The organism is Acidovorax sp. Root219, from assembly GCF_001428665.1.
Classification (GTDB): Bacteria; Pseudomonadota; Gammaproteobacteria; order Burkholderiales; family Burkholderiaceae_C; genus Acidovorax.
In genome coordinates, this window is the sequence record NZ_LMIJ01000023.1 from 334,606 (window position 1) to 351,802 (window position 17,197).

Below are 17,197 nucleotides of genomic sequence, written 5' to 3' on the forward strand. Positions count from 1 at the left end.
GGACGCGAAAAGACACAACCGTGTGTGCAACCATAGTGGGCGCCCGCCGGAGAGGGCGGGCGCCAAGGCCCACATTATGCGTCGAGTGCCTTGCGGATCCCGCGCAGGAAGTCGACCGTGATGGGGACGACCTTCTCGTGCGGCTGGTCCTCGATCAGCTGGATGATGCGCGTACCGATTACCACGGCGTCGGCCACCTTGCCGATGGCCTGGGCCGTGGCGGCATCGCGGATGCCGAAGCCCACGCCCACGGGGATCTGCACATGCTGGCGGATGCGCGGCAGCATCTGCTCCACGGCGGCCGTGTCGAGCGCGCCCGATCCGGTCACGCCCTTGAGCGACACGTAGTACACATAGCCGCTGGCCACGCGCGCCACCTGGGCCATGCGCTCGTCGGTGCTGGTGGGCGCCAAGAGGAAGATCAGGTCCATGCCGTGCGCGCGCAGGCTGGCGGCAAAGGCCTCGCATTCCTCGGGCGGGTAGTCCACCACAAGCACGCCGTCCACACCGGCCGCTGCCGCGTCGCGCACGAAGGCGCCCGCGCCATGCACCTGGTCATAGCGCTCCACAGGGTTGGCATAGCCCATGAGCACCACCGGGGTGGTGGTGTTGCGCTTGCGGAAGTCGCGCACGTGGTCGAGCACCTGGGCCATGCCGATCCCGAGGGCCAGGGCCTTTTCGCCCGCCTTCTGGATCACCGGGCCGTCGGCCATGGGGTCGGAAAAGGGCACGCCCAGCTCGATCACGTCGGCGCCCGCCTCCACCATGCCGTGCATGAGGGCCGGGGTGATGTCGGCGAACGGGAAACCGGCGGTGACATAGGGCACCAGGGCCTTGCGGCCCTGCGCCTTCAATTGGTCGAAAGTGGTGCTGATGCGGTTCATGGCTTGGCCTCTGCACCCTTCACGGACAGTCCGCGCATGGAGGGGCGGTCGTAGAAATCTTCGCCCGACAGGTCGGCCACCGTGCCGATGTCCTTGTCACCGCGCCCGGACAGGTTGACCAGGATGGACTGGTCGGCGCGCATGGTCGGGGCCAGCTTCATGGCATAGGCCAGGGCGTGGCTCGATTCGAGCGCGGGGATGATGCCCTCCACCCGGCACAGGTGGTGAAAGGCTTGCAGGGCCTCCTTGTCGGTGATGCCGACGTACTCGGCACGGCCGATCTCCTGCAGCCAGGCGTGCTCGGGGCCCACGCCGGGGTAGTCCAGGCCGGCGCTGATACTGTGCGTCTCGGTGATCTGGCCGTTGGAGTCCTGCAGGATGAAGGTGCGGTTGCCGTGCAGTACGCCCGAGCTGCCGCGCTGCAGCGATGCCGAGTGCTTGCCGCTGTCCAGGCCCTCGCCGGCCGCTTCCACGCCGATCAGGCGCGTCTTCTCGAACGGAATGTAGGGGTGGAAGATGCCCATGGCATTGCTGCCGCCGCCCACGCAGGCGATCACGGCATCGGGCTGCTCGCCCTGCACCTTCTGTTCAGCCAGCATCGGGGGCATCTGCGTGAGGCATTCCGTGCCGATCACGCTCTGGAAGTCGCGCACCATCATCGGGTAGGGGTGCGGGCCCGCCACCGTGCCGATGATGTAGAAGGTGTTGTCCACATTGGCCACCCAGTCGCGCATGGCTTCGTTCAGGGCGTCCTTGAGCGTCTTGCTGCCCGACTCCACCGGCACCACGGTGGCGCCCAGTAGCTTCATGCGGTAGACATTGGGGCTCTGGCGCTTGACGTCCTCGGAGCCCATGTAGACCACGCATTCGAGGCCGTAGCGCGCACAGATGGTGGCCGTGGCCACGCCGTGCTGGCCCGCGCCGGTCTCGGCAATGATGCGCGGCTTGCCCATGCGCCGGGCCAGCATGGCCTGGCCGATCACGTTGTTGATCTTGTGGGCACCGGTGTGGTTGAGGTCTTCGCGCTTCAGGTAGATCTGCGCGCCGCCCAGGTCGCGGCTGGTGCGCGCGGCATGGTAGACGGGCGAGGGCCGGCCCACGAAGTGCTTGAGCTCGTACTGGAACTCGGCCAGGAACTCGGGGTCGTGCTGGTAACGGGCGTAGGCCTCGCGCAGTTCGGCAATGGCATGGGTCAGCGTTTCGCTGACGAAGCTGCCGCCGTAGGAGCCGAAATGGCCCGAAGGATCAGGTTGCTGATAGGAACTCATGGGGATTCTTTGCAAGTTGTGCATCGGCCGCGCGCACGGCGGCAACGAAGCGATGGATTTTTTCGGCGTCCTTGATGCCCCTCAGGAGGCTTCCATCGGGCCCATGGGCCTCGACGCCGGAACTGACATCAACCGCCAGCGTGGTGCAACGCGGGCGTACTTGCAAAATGCCATCGGTCACGTTTGCAGGCGTGAGTCCACCAGACAAAACGAGGTGAGAGCCGACGCTTGGTGGAAGGAGTGACCAATTGAATGCCTTGCCGCCGCCGCCGTACCCCTCGACATGGGCGTCGAGCAGGATGGCCTGGGCGTTTGAAAAATCGTGTGCGTATTTTACGAGGTCGAATTGTGCCGCATCCGGGCCCAGGGGTATTCGGGCAGCGCGCAGGTAGGGTCGGGCACCGCCTCCGGTGGCTGCCTGGCATTGCTCAGGCGTTTCGTCGCCATGGAATTGCACGGTGGCGCCGGCAATCTGCGCGGTGGCGGCCACCACCTCATCGGTGCTGGCATTCACGAACAGCAGCACTGGCGTGACAAAGGGCGGCAGGCGCCGCGCCAGCTCGGCAGCGCGCGCTGCCGTGACGGCGCGCGCACTCTGGGCGAACAGCACGAAGCCGATGGCATCGGCACCTGCCGCCACGGCGGCGTCCACGTCCTGTTCACGCGTCAGTCCGCAGATCTTGATGCGGGTGCGGGCGGCAGGCAGGGGCGTGGTGTGGGAAGGCGATGAAGTGCTCATGGGAGCCAATCATACGCAGCCGTGCGCTGGGGCAGGCCCCACGCGGCGTCGTAGACCGGTCCCTGGAAGTACAGCCCGTCAGGCGAGAAGGTGGGCGCCGCGGCGTCGCGCGAGCGTGCCTGCAGCACCTGCTCTATCCACCCGGGCGGCTGGTCGCCCCGGCCGATCGCCACCAGGCAGCCCATGAGGTTGCGGATCATGTGGTGCAAGAAGGCATTCGCCTCGAACTCGAAGCGCCAGTAGCAGGGGCTCCAGCCCAGCTCGGGATGTGGCTCGCCCAGGCCACGCTGCGTGATGTCGATGCGCGACAGTGTCTTCACCGGCGACTTGGCCTGGCACGCCGAGGCGCGGAACGAGGTGAAGTCGTGCTCGCCCAGCAGGTGGTCTGCGGCCTGGCGCATGGCCGCATGGTCTAGAGGGTGGTAGACCCAGCCGACGCGGCCGGCGTCCACGCTCGGGCGCACGGGCGACTGCAGCAGCACATAGGCATAGCGGCGCGCCACGGCGCTGCCACGCGAGTGAAAGCTGTCGGGCACGTGGCTGGCCCATTGCACCGCAATGTCGGGGGGCAGAAAGGTGTTGGTGCCGCGCACCCAGGAGGAGGCTGGCCGGTTCAGGGGGGTATCGAAATGCACCACCTGCATCAGGCCGTGCACCCCCGCATCCGTGCGGCCGGCGCACAGGGTGCCCACGCGGTGCGTGGCAAAGCGCGCCAGGGCCGCCTCCAGCTTGTCCTGGATGGTGTTGCCGGACAGCTGGCTTTGCCAGCCGCTGTAGGGCTGGCCATTGTAACTGACACCCAGGGCCACCCTCATGGGCGGGCCTGGGCGGGGGTGGGGTAGCTCAGGGCCGTGGCAGCCGAGCGCATCAGCCCAGTTCGACCAGCATGCGCTGGGCGCGGGTGCGCAGGGCGCCGCTCGATTCGGCCACGACCTCTTCGATCAGTGTGCGGGCACCGTCGGTGTCGCCGATGGCGTTGAACTCTTCGGCCAGTGCCAGCTTGGTGGCCAGTGGGTCGTCCTGGGCGGCGGCCGAGCCATCGTCTTCCGAGATGGGCACGGCAGCCGTGGGGATTTCCGCTTCGCGCGAGGTGGGGGCGGCCATGGGCTTGGAGGGCGCCGTCAGGTCCAGCGACAGCTCGCCCAGATCGAAGTCCATCGGACCGGAGTCCTGGGCTTCGGCCAGGGGCATGGGGCCGGTGGGCGCCATGGTGAGTTCGTCGTTGGGCGCTGAACGGCCTGCAGGCGCTGGCGTGGGGGCTGGTGCGGGCGCATTCCACGCGGCATCGCCCGTCAGGTCAGGCAGGTCGAAATCTTCACTGGACAGCACAGGCTCCGTGCGTTGCGGTGCGCGCGGAGCAGGCGCTGCCGCGGTGGCGGCTGCAGCCGCTGCGGCAAACCCACCGGGAGGCGCGGGTGGTGCATCGGTGAGTGCGTCGTCGGGCAGATCGAGGTCGAGGTCCAGGTCCAGATCGGGCGGCAGGGCGGCGGAGGCCACGGGAGCGCCCGAGAAGGTGCTCACGAACGCGCCGGGAACCGATGGGTTCTCGTCCTCCACCATGCCGGGGCGGCCGCCGGGCTGGTACAGCGGGTTCTCTGGCTCGATGCCGCGGCCCAGGTCGACGATGCGCGCCCAGTCGGGGCCTTCGCCCTGCGTGAGCTTGAACACTTCGCCGGCCACCGACTCCAGGGCCTTGCGGTCCTGGCGCTTGGCATAGATCTCGGCCAGCTTCACGTGCACGGAGACGCGGGCCGGGTTGTGGCGGATGGCTTCCTTGAGGATTTCTTCGGCCTGCAGGTCGCGGCCATAGGCCAGGTACACGTCGGCTTCGGCCACGGGGTCCACGTCACCGCCGGCATCGAGCTGGCTGGGCGAGTAGGCCATGGACGAACCGGTGGTCATCTCGCTGTTGGCCGTGTCCACGCGCTGGCCGCCACTGGCGCCGAAGAACGAATCGGGCTGGATGCGGCTTTCCAGAAAGGAGCTGTCCACGCCGGCGTTGTTGCGGCGGCGCTGGATCATGCGGTAGGCGCCATAGCCCAGCAACAGGGCCAGCAGGCCGCCACCGACCGGAAGGGTCAAGGGATTATCCAGCAGGCTATCAAGGAAATCGGGTTCTGCCACCGGTGTGGGTGGGGGCAGCACGATGGGCTTGGAGGCGGGGGCTGCGGGGGCGGCAGGAGCCGCGTCCGACGCAGGGGCTGCGCTGGCCTCGGCCGATGCACTGCTGGTGGGTTCGGAGGCCGCCATTGCCGGTGGGGCTTCTGGGGCGGCAGGCGTGGCGGGAACGCCGGGCACGGCCACCTGGGCCGTGCTGGCTGCGGGGACTGCCGCTGCAGGAGCGGTTGCCGGTGCTGCAGGCGTGGCTGGCGTCGAAGGTGCTGCGGCCGATGCGGCGCCGAGCTTGTTCAGGTCGCTGATGTTCTTGGACAGTTCGGCCATGCGGGCCGATGCGTCGCTGGCCTGCTTGTCCTTGGCCAACTGGTCTTCGGCGGCCTTCTGGCCCTTGACCGAGCCCTTGGACAGCGTGAGCTTGTCGGGCGCCGTGGTGGCGGGCTTGCTGTCTTCCACCCGGGTCTGCACCGAGCCCTTGGCAGAACGCTCGGCCGATGCGACTGTGGCGGAGGGGGCTGATTCGGCCAGCTTGCGGCGGAAGGCGCCGAAGTCACGGCTCTGCGCTGCCAGGATCTGGCGGGCTTCGGGCGCAGGCGTGGCCTGGGCCGTGGCCTGGTCAGGGATCTGCAGCACGGCGCCGGCCTTGATGCGGTTGATGTTGCCGCCGATGAAGGCGTCCGGATTGGCGCGCTGCATGGCCACCAGCATCTGGTCGAGTGAGACACCGCCCTGGCGGTTGGCATTGGCGATGCGGCCCGCCGTGTCGCCGGCCTGCACGGTCACACTGCCTTCGGCGGGCGTGGCGCGGGGGGCGGCGGGTGCACGGGGCGTGGCGGCGGGTGCCGATGCAGCATTCGAAGAGCGCCCGGCGACGGCGGGCGGAACCTCGGGGCGTGAAGCGGGAGGGCTGATCTGCGGGGATGCCGTGACCGCTGGCGCCGGGCGGCGCATGGCGGGCGGGTCGAACAGCATGGTGTAGCTGCGCACCAGGCGGCCCGAGCCCCAGGACGCATCGAGCACCAGGTCGACGAAGGGGTCGTTCACCGGGCGGTCGCTGGACAGGCGCAGCACGGCCGAGCCATCGGCACGGCGTTGCAGTTGCACCTGCAGGTTGTTCATGGTGGGCGAGTACTCCATGCCCTGGGCGCGGAACACCTCCGGCGTGGCGGTGCTGGCCTTCAGGGTTTCTGCCTCCGCAGGGGTGATCTGCGGCAGGTCGATCTCGGCGCGCAGGGGCTCGCCCAAGGCGGATTGCACGGTGATGCGGCCCAGCGCGAGCGCGGACGCATCGGTGGCGTAGAGCCCGGCAGTGGCCACGGCCGCAGCCGCCAGCACAGAAAATTTCCAACGATGCATGTTTGCCATCAACTGATTGGGTTGTGCGGCTCGGTCGAGCGGTGCTGTTTTTCTCATGGTCTGGTCCCGCCCCGGCGCGTGAAAATATGTAAAAAGCACCATAGCATCAATGTTTTGCACTGACAAGCTGAGGTGGCGCGGAAGCTTTGCCCCCGGTGTCCATGCACCAGATTGGGGCATTCAGATGTTGCCAATTGCCAACGTCACGTAACTGGGTGTGTCAGGCTGCTGGGCACAAAAAAGCGCGCGCAATCTGCACTGCGCGCGCTTTTACGGGGCTTGCCGGGGCGTAGTTTACGCTGCCAGCAGGATGCGCAGCATGCGGCGCAGCGGTTCGGCAGCACCCCAGAGCAACTGGTCGCCGATCGTGAAGGCGCCCACGTACTCGGGGCCCATGGCCAGCTTGCGCACGCGGCCCACGGGGATGGTCATGGTGCCGGTGACGGCCACGGGCGTCAGGTCCTTGATGGTGGCCTCGCGCGTGTTGGGCACCACCTTCACCCACTCGTTGTCGGCGGCGATCATGGCCTCGATGTCGGCCACGGGCACGTCCTTCTTGAGCTTGAAGGTCAGGGCCTGGCTGTGGCAGCGCATAGCGCCCACGCGCACGCAGAAACCGTCCACCGGGATGGCGGGGGCGTTGAAGCCTTCGCCCTGGCCCAGGATCTTATTGGTCTCGGCCATGCCCTTCCACTCTTCCTTGGACATGCCGTTGCCCAGGTCCTTGTCGATCCACGGGATCAGCGAGCCGCCCAGCGGCACGCCGAAGTTGGCCGTCTCGGCACCGGAGAGGGCGCGCTGCTTGGCGATGACCTTGCGGTCGATCTCCAGGATGGCGCTCTTGGGGTCGTCCAGCAGGGACTTCACCTCGGCGTTCAGCGTGCCGTACTGCGTGAGCAGTTCGCGCATGTGCTGGGCGCCGCCGCCGCTGGCGGCCTGGTAGGTCTGGGTGCTCATCCACTCGACGAGGCCGGCCTTGTACAGTGCGCCCACGCCCATCAGCATGCAGCTCACGGTGCAGTTGCCGCCGACCCAGTTCTTGCCGCCCTTGGCCAGTGCGTCCTTTATGACGGGCAGGTTCACCGGGTCGAGGATGATGACGGCGTCCTTTTCCATGCGCAGCGTGGAGGCGGCGTCGATCCAGTGGCCGTTCCAGCCGGCAGCGCGCAGCTTGGGGAAGACTTCGGAGGTGTACTCGCCGCCCTGGGCGGTGATGATGATGTCGCAGCGCTTCAAGGCGTCGATGTTGAACGCGTCCTGCAGCGTGGTCTCGTTCCTGGCCACCGCAGGGGCCTTGCCGCCCGCGTTGGAGGTGGAGAAGAACAATGGCTCAATCAGGTCGAAGTCATTTTCTTCGGCCATGCGATCCATCAACACCGAGCCGACCATGCCGCGCCAGCCGACCAAACCTACCAACTTGCTCATTTCAACGCCCTTTCAGATTGAGAAACAGTGCCAGACCGGACTGCTCGCCTGGCTCGTCAGGCCAGGAGGGGCGCACGACGAACCAGGCTGAGTCAGCCCTTAATGGTCGTGGTTTTGGTGATGGTTGCGCGCGCAGCCACACCGGCCGTGGCGGCGGGTGCAATGTTCAGGGCGAACGTGTGGGCGGCAAACATAGGGTCAGGAGTATATCGCAAGCCCGGTACAGCGCTCAAGGGACCAGCGCGACGGCATTGCACAACGAAAAAGGGCGGCCCCGAGGCCGCCCCTTGCACCGTGCAGATGCCTGTTACTTGAGCGCCTGCACGACGGCGTCGCCCATCTGCGCGGTGCCGACCTTGGTCGTGCCTTCGCTCCAGATGTCGGGCGTGCGCAGGCCCTGGGCCAGCACCGCCTGCACGGCGGCTTCGATGCGCTGGGCGGCGGCTTCCTGGTTCAGCGAGAAGCGCAGCATCATCGCGGCCGAGAGGATGGTGGCCAGTGGGTTGGCCACGCCCTTGCCGGCGATGTCGGGTGCGCTGCCATGGCTGGGTTCGTACAGGCCCTGGTTGCTGCTGTTGAGCGAGGCCGAGGGCAGCATGCCGATGGAGCCGGTGAGCATGGAGGCTTCGTCCGAGAGGATGTCGCCGAACATGTTGCCCGTCACCACCACGTCGAACTTCTTCGGTGCGCGCACCAGCTGCATGGCGGCGTTGTCCACATACATGTGGTCCAGTTCCACGTCGGGGTATTCCTTGCCGACTTCGGTCACGATGTCCTTCCAGAACTGGAAGGTCTCGAGCACGTTGGCCTTGTCCACGCTGGTCACGCGCTTGCTGCGCTTGCGTGCGGCCTGGAAGGCCACGTGCGCGATGCGTTCCACCTCGGGGCGGCTGTAGCGCATGGTGTCGAAGGCCTCTTCGGCACCGGGGAAGTGGCCATCGGTGGCGATGCGGCGGCCACGCGGCTGGCCGAAGTAGATGTCGCCCGTCAGCTCGCGGATGATGAGGATATCCAGGCCCGAAATCAGCTCGGGCTTGAGGCTCGATGCGCCCACCAGTTGCTCGTAGCAGATGGCAGGGCGGAAGTTGGCGAACAGGCCCAGGTTCTTGCGCAGGCCCAGGATGGCCTGCTCGGGGCGCAGGGGGCGGTCGAGCTTGTCGTACTTCCAGTCGCCCACGGCGCCGAACAGGATGGCGTCAGCGTCCTTGGCCAGCTTCAGCGTGGCGTCGGGCAGGGGGTGGCCGTGCGCCTCGTAGGCGGCGCCGCCCACCAGGGCCGATTCCATCTCGAACTGGAGGTCCAGCACTTCGAGGACCTTGACGGCCTCCGCGACGATTTCGGTGCCGATGCCGTCACCCGGCAGAACTGCGATTTTCATGAAGAACTTCTTCTTAAAGTGAATGGCCGCGCCCCGGCGCCATTGCCGGGTGGACGGCCACTGGTCGATGAACTGGTGGTGTGGTCAGGAGACCATGCTGTGCGCAAGCCAGGGCTTGGTGGCCAGGCGCTGCGCCTCGAAGGCGCGAATCTTGTCGGACTGGCGCAGCGTCAGGCCGATGTCGTCGAAGCCGTTGAGCAGGCAGTACTTGCGAAACGCCTGCACCTCGAACGGAATCTCTTCGCCCTGCGGGCGCACGACCACCTGGCGGTCCAGATCCACGGTGAGCTGGTAGCCGGGGAAGGCCAGCACCTCGTCGAACAGCTGGGCCACCGTGGCTTCGGGCAGCACGATGGGCAAGAGGCCGTTCTTGAAGCAGTTGTTGAAGAAGATGTCGGCAAAGCTCGGCGCGATCACGGCGCGAAAGCCGAACTGGTCCAGCGCCCAGGGCGCGTGCTCGCGGCTCGATCCGCAGCCGAAGTTCTTGCGTGCCAGCAGCACCGAGGCGCCCTGGTAGCGCGGCTGGTTGAGCACGAAGTCGGGGTTGGGCTTGCGGCTGGCGGGGTCCTGGCCGGGCTCGCCGTGGTCCAGGTAGCGCCATTCGTCAAACAGGTTCACGCCAAAGCCGGTCTTCTTGATCGACTTGAGGAACTGCTTGGGGATGATGGCGTCGGTGTCGACGTTCTCGCGGTCCATGGGGGCCACGAGGCCCTTGAGCAAGGTGAATTTCTGCATGGTGGTGTGCCTGATTACTTGTTGGCAGCGCGCTCGAGGGCGCCGCCTGCCCGCTGTACGTCCTGGCCCACGCCCTTGACGGTGTTGCAGCCGGCCAGCAGGAAAGCCAGCGAAAAGGCGATGAATGCGGCGGTCTTTTTCATGACGGGGCTCCTAGGGGCGGTGGAAAGGCCAACGGGGGTTGGATCAATGGGGGGATGAAGGGTTCAGGCGAACTGGCGGATGTCCACGAAGTGGCCGTGCACGGCAGCGGCTGCGGCCATGGCGGGGCTCACCAGATGGGTGCGGCCGCCGGCGCCCTGGCGGCCTTCGAAGTTGCGGTTGCTGGTGCTGGCACAGCGTTCGCCGGGCTCCAGGCGGTCGGCGTTCATGGCCAGGCACATGGAGCAGCCGGGCTCGCGCCACTCAAAGCCCGCAGCCTTGAAGATCTCGTGCAGGCCTTCGCGCTCGGCCTGCTCCTTGACCAGGCCCGAGCCGGGTACCACCATGGCCAGCTTCACGTTGCTGGCCACCTTGCGGCCAAGCTTCTTGACCACGGCTGCGGCTTCGCGCATGTCCTCGATGCGGCTGTTGGTGCACGAGCCGATGAACACCTTGTCGATGGTGATGTCGTTGATCGGCTTGCCGGGGGTAAGGCCCATGTAGGTCAGCGCGCGCTCGATGGCGCCGCGCTTGTTGGCGTCCTTTTCCTTGTCGGGGTCGGGCACGCGGGCGTCGATGCCCAGCACCATCTCGGGCGAGGTGCCCCAGGTGACCTGCGGCAGGATGTCGGCTGCGTCGAGCTTGACCACGGCATCGAAGTGCGCGTCGGGGTCCGATTGCAGGGTCTTCCAGTAGGCCACGGCCTGGTCCCACTCCACGCCCGTGGGCGACAGGGGGCGGCCGCGCACGTATTCGATGGTCTTGTCGTCCACGGCCACCAGGCCGGCGCGTGCGCCGCCTTCGATGGCCATGTTGCACACGGTCATGCGGCCTTCGATGGACAGGCCGCGGATGGCCGAGCCTGCGAACTCGATGGTGTAGCCCGTGCCGCCGGCCGTGCCGATCTTGCCGATGATGGCCAGCACGATGTCCTTGGCGGTGATGCCCTTGGCGAGCTGGCCGTCCACCTGCACCAGCATGTTCTTGGCCTTCTTGGCCAGCAGCGTCTGGGTGGCCATGACGTGCTCGACCTCGGAGGTGCCGATGCCGTGGGCCAGTGCACCGAAGGCGCCGTGCGTGCTGGTGTGGCTGTCGCCGCAGACCACGGTCATGCCCGGCAGGGTGGCGCCGTTCTCAGGCCCGATCACGTGCACGATGCCCTGGCGCTTGTGCATGAACGGGAAGAACGCCGCCGGCTTGATCTGCGCCATGTTGTCGTTCAGCGTGGTGATCTGTTCCTTGCTGATCGGGTCGGTGATGCCGTCGTAGCCACTCTCCCAGCCCGTGGTGGGGGTGTTGTGGTCGGCGGTGGCGACGATGGAGCTCATGCGCCACACCTTGCGGCCCGCCTCGCGCAGACCTTCGAAGGCCTGGGGGCTGGTGACTTCGTGCACCAGGTGGCGGTCGATGTAAAGGATGGAGGTGCCGTCCTCTTCGGTGTGGACAACGTGCTCGTCCCAGATCTTGTCGTACAGGGTGCGTCCCATGGTGTGTCTCTTTCAGGTGGGTAATGTGATTTTAGTGGGGCGTGCCCGCAGGCAAAAGCGTGCCAGGGGCGGGATGTGCGTGGGCGCTCACCACGTCGGGCTGCAGCGGTGCCAGGTGCTCCACCAGCAGCCGCGCGGTCACCGGCAGGGCGTCGAAATCGCGGGCCACCACGCGCAGCTCGCGGTGGGCCCAGGCCTCGGCCAGCGGGATGGCGCGCAGGTGGCCCACGCCGCGCATCAGCTCGAAGGCGCGGTCGGGCAGCAGGCCCACGCCCAGGCCGTTGTCGATCATGCGGCACATGGCATCGAGGCCGGTGACCTGGATGCGCTGGCGCAAAGGGCGCCCGGTGGCTGCGGCCGCTGCGCGCATCGCCAGGCTGATGCTGCTGTTGGCGTGCAGGCCCACGATGTCCCAGTCCAGCACCTCTTCGAAGCCGATGGCGGCGTGCTGTGCCAATGCATGTGCCTCGGGCACCACCAATACCAGGTGGTCGGCGCGGTAGGGGCGGCTTTGCAGCCCGGTGCCGCCGGTGCCCGTGGCCATGCCGACGTTGCAGATGCCCAGGTCGGCTGCACCCTCGTGCACGGCGTTCAGCACGTCGCTGCTCAGGTGCTCCTGCAGGTCGATCTTGATCTGGCTGTGCGCACGCGCGAACGCCCCCAGGTCCTCGGGCAGGAACTGGAAGATGGCCGAGATGTTGGCGTGCATGCGCACATGGCCGCGCACCCCATCGGCGTATTCGCTGAGTTCGCCCTGCATGCGCTCCAGGCCGAAGAGCACCGTGCGTGCGTGGTGCAGCAGGCTCTCGCCGGCAGGGGTCAGCGTCACGCCCCGGCTGTGGCGGTAGAGCAGGGCCGTGTCCACGGCGGTTTCCAGGTCCGACAGGCGCTTGCTGACGGCCGAGGCCGCGATGAATTCGCGCTCCGCCGCGCGGCCGATGCTGCCGAGCTCGCACACCGCCACAAACAGCTGCAGCGAAGTGAGGTCAATGCGGCGCGCAAAACTGCGCTCGGAGCTTTTCATCGGGGGTGGGTGTGTTTTGCTTCTCGTTTCGAGAAGGTGTTTTTGTATTTTCCTATAAATGACGCCCGCGGGTCATCGTGAACCGCGATGTCGTCCATCGCGGGTGTGGTCTTCTCGGAGCGCGTGGGGTGGGCAAGAAAAAACCGCACAGGCCGGTGGCGCTGTGCGGTTGCAGGGGGGCTCTTGCTTGGGACGGTCAGCTGAAGAAGTTCTTCAGCCGGTCCGTCCAGCTCTCGCCGCTGGGCGAGTGGCGGGCGCCACCCTTCTTGAGCGAGTCTTCCAGCTCGCGCAGCAGCTTGCGCTGGTGCTCGGTCAGCTTGACCGGGGTCTCGACCGCGATGTGGCAGTACAGATCGCCCGGGTAACTGGCGCGCACGCCCTTGATGCCCTTGCCGCGCAGGCGGAACTGCTTGCCCGCCTGGGTGCCTTCGGGGATGTCGATGGCCGCCTTGCCCGCCAGCGTCGGCACTTCGATCTCGCCGCCCAGGGCCGCCGTGATGAAGCTTACGGGCACCTGGCAGTGCAGGTCGTCGCCGTCGCGCTCGAAGATGTCGTGCTTCTTCAGGCGGATCTCGATGTACAGGTCGCCCGGCGGGCCGCCGTTGGTGCCGGGCTCGCCATTGCCGGTGCTGCGGATGCGCATGCCGTCGTCGATGCCCGAAGGGATCTTCACTTCCAGCGTCTTTTGCTTCTTGAGCTTGCCCTGGCCGTGGCAGGTGGTGCAGGGCTCGGGAATGATCTTGCCCGTGCCGCGGCAGTGCGGGCAGGTCTGCTGCACGCTGAAGAAGCCCTGGCGCATCTGCACCGTGCCGCTGCCCGTGCAGGTGGCGCAGGTCTTGGCGCTGGTGCCGGGCTTGGCGCCGCTGCCGTGGCAGGTGTCGCAGGTCTCCCACGAGGGGATGCGGATCTGTGCATCCTTGCCGCGCGCGGCCTCTTCCAGGGTGATCTCCATGGCGTAGCTCAGGTCGCTGCCGCGGTAGACCTGGCGGCCTCCACCGGCGCCGCGCCCGCGCCCGCCCTGCTGGCCGAACATGTCGCCGAAGATGTCGCCGAACGCCTCGGCAAAGCCGCCAAAGCCCTCGGCGCCCGGCCCGCCTGGCCCGCGCATGTTGGGGTCCACCCCGGCGTGGCCATACTGGTCGTAGGCGGCCCGCTTTTGCGGGTCGGAGAGCATCTCGTAGGCCTCCTTGGCCTCCTTGAACTTCTCTTCCGCAGGCTTGGAGGCATCACCCTGGTTGCGGTCAGGGTGGTGCTTCATCGCCAGCTTGCGATAGGCCTTCTTGATTTCTTCGTCCGAGGCGTTCTTGGGAACGCCCAGGATTTCGTAAAAGTCTCGTTTGGACATGGTCTTTCTGGGCCCGGTTGGAACAGGAACGCCGCGCAAGCCCCCTGGTCAGGAAACTCGCGCGGCGGATCGGGTCAAACGGGGCGTGTTCAGCCCTTCTTGACTTCCTTCACCTCGGCATCGACCACGTTGTCGTCGTCGGGCTTGCTGTTGGAGGAGGATGCCTGCTGGCCGCCCGATGCGTCGCCCGCACCGGCACCGGCCGCCGCCTGCGCGGCTTGCGCGTCGGCGTACATCTTCTCGCCCAGCTTCTGGCTGGCGGCCATCAGCGCGGTGGTCTTTTCCTCGATGGCGGCCTTGTCTTCGCCCTTGAGCACGTCTTCCAGGGCCTTCGCGGCCGAGGTGATCGCTTCCTTCTCGGCGGCGTCGAGCTTGTCGCCATGCTCGGCCAGGCTCTTGTTCACGCTGTGCACGGCGGCTTCGCCCTGGTTGCGCGCCTGGATCAGCTCCAGCTTCTTCTTGTCGTCGGCCGCGTTGAGCTCGGCGTCCTTCACCATCTTCTGGATTTCTTCTTCCGACAGGCCGGAGCTGGCCTTGATGGTGATCTTGTTTTCCTTGCCCGTGCCTTTGTCCTTTGCGCCCACATGCAGGATGCCGTTGGCGTCGATGTCGAACGACACCTCGATCTGCGGCGTGCCGCGTGCAGCGGGTGGAATGCCTTCGAGGTTGAACTCACCCAGGGCCTTGTTGCCCGAGGCCATTTCGCGCTCGCCCTGGAACACCTTGATCGTCACGGCCGGCTGGTTGTCGTCGGCGGTCGAGAAGGTCTGTGCGAACTTCGTCGGGATCGTGGTGTTCTTGGTGATCATCTTGGTCATGACGCCGCCCAGGGTCTCGATACCCAGGGACAGGGGGGTCACGTCCAGCAGCAGCACGTCCTTGCGGTCACCCGAGAGCACCTGGCCCTGGATGGCGGCGCCCACGGCCACGGCTTCGTCGGGGTTCACGTCCTTGCGCGGTTCCTTGCCGAAGAATTCCTTGACCTTCTCCTGCACCTTGGGCATGCGGGTCATGCCGCCGACCAGGATCACGTCGTGGATGTCGGAGACCGACACGCCAGCGTCCTTGATGGCCGTGCGGCAAGGGGCAATGGTGCGCTCGATCAGCTCTTCCACCAGGGCTTCCAGCTTGGCGCGGGTCAGCTTGATGTTCAGGTGCTTGGGGCCGGAGGCGTCTGCCGTGATGTAGGGCAGGTTGATGTCGGTCGCGGCCGAGTTGGACAGCTCGATCTTCGATTTTTCGGCGGCTTCCTTCAGGCGCTGCAGGGCCAGCACGTCCTTGGACAGGTCCACGCCCTGTTCCTTCTTGAACTCGCTGATGATGTAGTCGATGATGCGCTGGTCGAAGTCTTCGCCGCCCAGGAAGGTGTCGCCGTTGGTCGACAGCACTTCGAACTGCTTTTCACCGTCCACGTCGGCGATTTCGATGATGGACACGTCGAACGTGCCGCCACCCAGGTCATACACGGCGATCTTGCGGTCGCCCTTTTCCTGCTTGTCCAGGCCGAAGGCCAGGGCGGCAGCGGTGGGTTCGTTGATGATGCGCTTGACGTCCAGGCCGGCGATGCGGCCGGCGTCCTTGGTGGCCTGGCGCTGGGCGTCGTTGAAGTACGCGGGCACGGTGATGACGGCTTCCGTCACGGGCTCGCCCAGGTAGTCTTCGGCCGTCTTCTTCATCTTGCGCAGGATGTCGGCAGACACCTGCTGGGCCGACAGCTTGTTGCCGCGCACTTCGATCCAGGCGTCGCCGTTGTCGGCGGGCACGATCTTGTAGGGCATCAGGTCGATGTCCTTTTGCACTTCCTTCTCGGTGAACTTGCGGCCGATCAGGCGCTTCACGGCGTACAGCGTGTTGCGCGGGTTGGTCACGGCCTGGCGCTTGGCCGAGGCGCCGACGAGGATCTCGCCGTCTTCCTGGTAGGCCACGATGGAAGGCGTGGTGCGGGCGCCTTCGCTGTTTTCGATCACGCGGGTCGTGTTGCCCTCCATGATGGAAACGCAGCTGTTGGTGGTGCCCAGGTCAATACCGATGATTCTTCCCATGATGTTCTTCTCCGCGATGTTTGAGTGATTTGGATAACTAGTAACGTGTGGATAACTTGGCTGGCTTCAAGCCGTTATCCACCATTTATTTGGGGGCGGTGACGGTCACCAGCGCCGGGCGCAGCACGCGGTCGGCGATCTTGTAGCCCTTTTGCAGCACGGCCACCACGGTGTTGGGCTCCTGCTCGACAGGCGCCACGCTGATGGCCTGGTGCTGGTGGGGGTCGAACTTCTCGCCGGCAGGCGGGTTGATGGCCAGCACCTTGTTGCGCTCCAGCGCCGAGGTCAGCTGGCGCAGGGTGGCGTCGGCGCCTTCGCGCAGCTGCTGGGGCGTGGCTTCCTTGATGCCCAGGGCGGCATCCAGGCTGTCGGCCACGGGCAGCAGGCTCTCGGCAAAGCTCTCGATACCGAACTTGCGGGCCTTGGTGACTTCGTCTTCGGCGCGGCGGCGGGCGTTTTCGGCCTCGGCCTTGGCGCGCAGGAACTGGTCGGCCAGCTCGGCGCTCTTGGCCTTGAGCTCGGCCAGCTCGCCTTGCAGGCGCGCCAGCTCGTCAGAGGCATTGGCGGCCATGGCGGCTTCAATTTCTTCGGGGGAGGCGTCTTGGGAGGTGGTTGGCTGGCTGTTGTCGGACATGTCTTGGTCTTCGTAAATAAAACAGTACGCGCACAAGGTTGGGCGTGTGTGTGGTATTTCAAGTTCGCGCGCAATGCTGGGGCATCTGCGGCGACCTGGGCGAGGGGATTGGCCGGGCGGCAAGCCTCTTGGAGCAGGGGTGAGTGTACAAGGTCGAAGATGCGGGCTATAATCTACGGCTTTGCCTTGCCACACCGCTTCTAGACGCAGCGGGTGGTCTTACCCAGAAGGAGTATGCATGCGTCATTACGAAATCATTTTGTTGATCCATCCGGATCAAAGCGAACAAGTTCCAGCCATGCTGGAGCGCTACAAGGGCATGATCACCGCTGGCGGTGGCAAGGTGCACCGCGTGGAAGACTGGGGCCGCCGTCAACTGGCGTACCTGATCAACAAGCTGGCCAAGGCCCACTACCTGTGCGTGAACATCGAAGCCGACCAGGCTGTGATGGCTGAACTGGAGCATGCCTTCAAGTTCAACGACGCTGTGCTGCGCCACCTGACGGTTCAGAAGAAGAAGGCCGACACCGGCCCATCTTCGATGATGAAGACCGTCGAGCGCGAAGAAGCCCGCAAGGCCAGCCAGGCGGAATACGCCGCTGCCGGCGAGCGCTGATCGTCCAC

General features: G+C 66.3%; 15 protein-coding genes. 1 reads left to right on the forward strand and 14 read right to left on the reverse strand.

Annotated elements, in window-relative coordinates:
- Positions 1 to 74: 74 nt before the first annotated feature.
- The 14 genes from trpA to grpE form a co-directional block, all read right to left on the reverse strand.
- A complete protein-coding gene (trpA, locus tag ASE28_RS21930; protein WP_057202128.1) occupies positions 75 to 884 on the reverse strand; it encodes a tryptophan synthase subunit alpha in 810 nt (269 codons plus the stop codon).
- Positions 881 to 2,152, reverse strand: a complete 1,272-nt coding sequence (gene trpB / locus ASE28_RS21935) for a tryptophan synthase subunit beta (RefSeq protein ID WP_057268464.1) — start codon at positions 2,150 to 2,152, stop codon at positions 881 to 883. Before trpB ends, trpA begins: the two co-directional genes overlap by 4 nt.
- On the reverse strand, positions 2,130 to 2,891 hold the full coding sequence (locus ASE28_RS21940) for a phosphoribosylanthranilate isomerase (protein ID WP_057268465.1): 762 nt from the start codon (positions 2,889 to 2,891) through the stop codon (positions 2,130 to 2,132). The genes trpB and ASE28_RS21940 overlap by 23 nt, the downstream gene beginning before the upstream one ends.
- Positions 2,888 to 3,706 carry a tRNA pseudouridine(38-40) synthase TruA gene (truA, locus tag ASE28_RS21945; protein WP_057268466.1) on the reverse strand — a complete coding sequence of 273 codons (819 nt, stop codon included), beginning with the start codon at positions 3,704 to 3,706 and terminating at the stop codon, positions 2,888 to 2,890. The genes ASE28_RS21940 and truA overlap by 4 nt, the downstream gene beginning before the upstream one ends.
- 52 nt (positions 3,707 to 3,758) lie before the next feature.
- Positions 3,759 to 6,371 carry a FimV/HubP family polar landmark protein gene (locus ASE28_RS21950; RefSeq protein ID WP_057268467.1) on the reverse strand — a complete coding sequence of 871 codons (2,613 nt, stop codon included), beginning with the start codon at positions 6,369 to 6,371 and terminating at the stop codon, positions 3,759 to 3,761.
- 285 nt (positions 6,372 to 6,656) lie between these two features.
- Complete coding sequence (gene asd, locus ASE28_RS21955; RefSeq protein ID WP_057268468.1) at positions 6,657 to 7,787, reverse strand: aspartate-semialdehyde dehydrogenase; 1,131 nt, start codon at positions 7,785 to 7,787, stop codon at positions 6,657 to 6,659.
- Positions 7,788 to 8,094: 307 nt separating this feature from the next.
- Positions 8,095 to 9,165: a 3-isopropylmalate dehydrogenase gene (leuB, locus tag ASE28_RS21960; RefSeq protein ID WP_057202134.1), complete on the reverse strand. Its 1,071-nt coding sequence runs from the start codon at positions 9,163 to 9,165 to the stop codon at positions 8,095 to 8,097.
- A gap of 84 nt (positions 9,166 to 9,249) precedes the next feature.
- On the reverse strand, positions 9,250 to 9,900 hold the full coding sequence (leuD, locus tag ASE28_RS21965) for a 3-isopropylmalate dehydratase small subunit (RefSeq protein WP_057268469.1): 651 nt from the start codon (positions 9,898 to 9,900) through the stop codon (positions 9,250 to 9,252).
- A 14-nt stretch (positions 9,901 to 9,914) separates the two neighbouring features.
- Entirely contained in the window at positions 9,915 to 10,043 is a 129-nt protein-coding gene (locus ASE28_RS21970) for an entericidin A/B family lipoprotein (protein ID WP_057202136.1), read from the reverse strand.
- Positions 10,044 to 10,106: 63 nt separating this feature from the next.
- Positions 10,107 to 11,528 carry a 3-isopropylmalate dehydratase large subunit gene (gene leuC, locus ASE28_RS21975; protein WP_057268470.1) on the reverse strand — a complete coding sequence of 474 codons (1,422 nt, stop codon included), beginning with the start codon at positions 11,526 to 11,528 and terminating at the stop codon, positions 10,107 to 10,109.
- Between the two features lie 31 nt (positions 11,529 to 11,559).
- Positions 11,560 to 12,552 carry a LysR family transcriptional regulator gene (locus ASE28_RS21980; RefSeq protein WP_057268471.1) on the reverse strand — a complete coding sequence of 331 codons (993 nt, stop codon included), beginning with the start codon at positions 12,550 to 12,552 and terminating at the stop codon, positions 11,560 to 11,562.
- A gap of 196 nt (positions 12,553 to 12,748) precedes the next feature.
- Complete coding sequence (dnaJ, locus tag ASE28_RS21985; RefSeq protein WP_057268472.1) at positions 12,749 to 13,897, reverse strand: molecular chaperone DnaJ; 1,149 nt, start codon at positions 13,895 to 13,897, stop codon at positions 12,749 to 12,751.
- An 89-nt stretch (positions 13,898 to 13,986) separates the two neighbouring features.
- Positions 13,987 to 15,939 carry a molecular chaperone DnaK gene (gene dnaK / locus ASE28_RS21990; RefSeq protein WP_057202140.1) on the reverse strand — a complete coding sequence of 651 codons (1,953 nt, stop codon included), beginning with the start codon at positions 15,937 to 15,939 and terminating at the stop codon, positions 13,987 to 13,989.
- Between the two features lie 85 nt (positions 15,940 to 16,024).
- Positions 16,025 to 16,573, reverse strand: coding sequence for a nucleotide exchange factor GrpE (gene grpE, locus ASE28_RS21995; RefSeq protein ID WP_057268499.1), 549 nt, complete (start codon positions 16,571 to 16,573; stop codon positions 16,025 to 16,027).
- Positions 16,574 to 16,811: 238 nt separating this feature from the next.
- Between grpE and rpsF the strand changes: the two genes are divergently transcribed.
- Positions 16,812 to 17,189, forward strand: a complete 378-nt coding sequence (gene rpsF / locus ASE28_RS22000; protein ID WP_057202142.1) for a 30S ribosomal protein S6 — start codon at positions 16,812 to 16,814, stop codon at positions 17,187 to 17,189.
- Positions 17,190 to 17,197 lie beyond the last annotated feature (8 nt).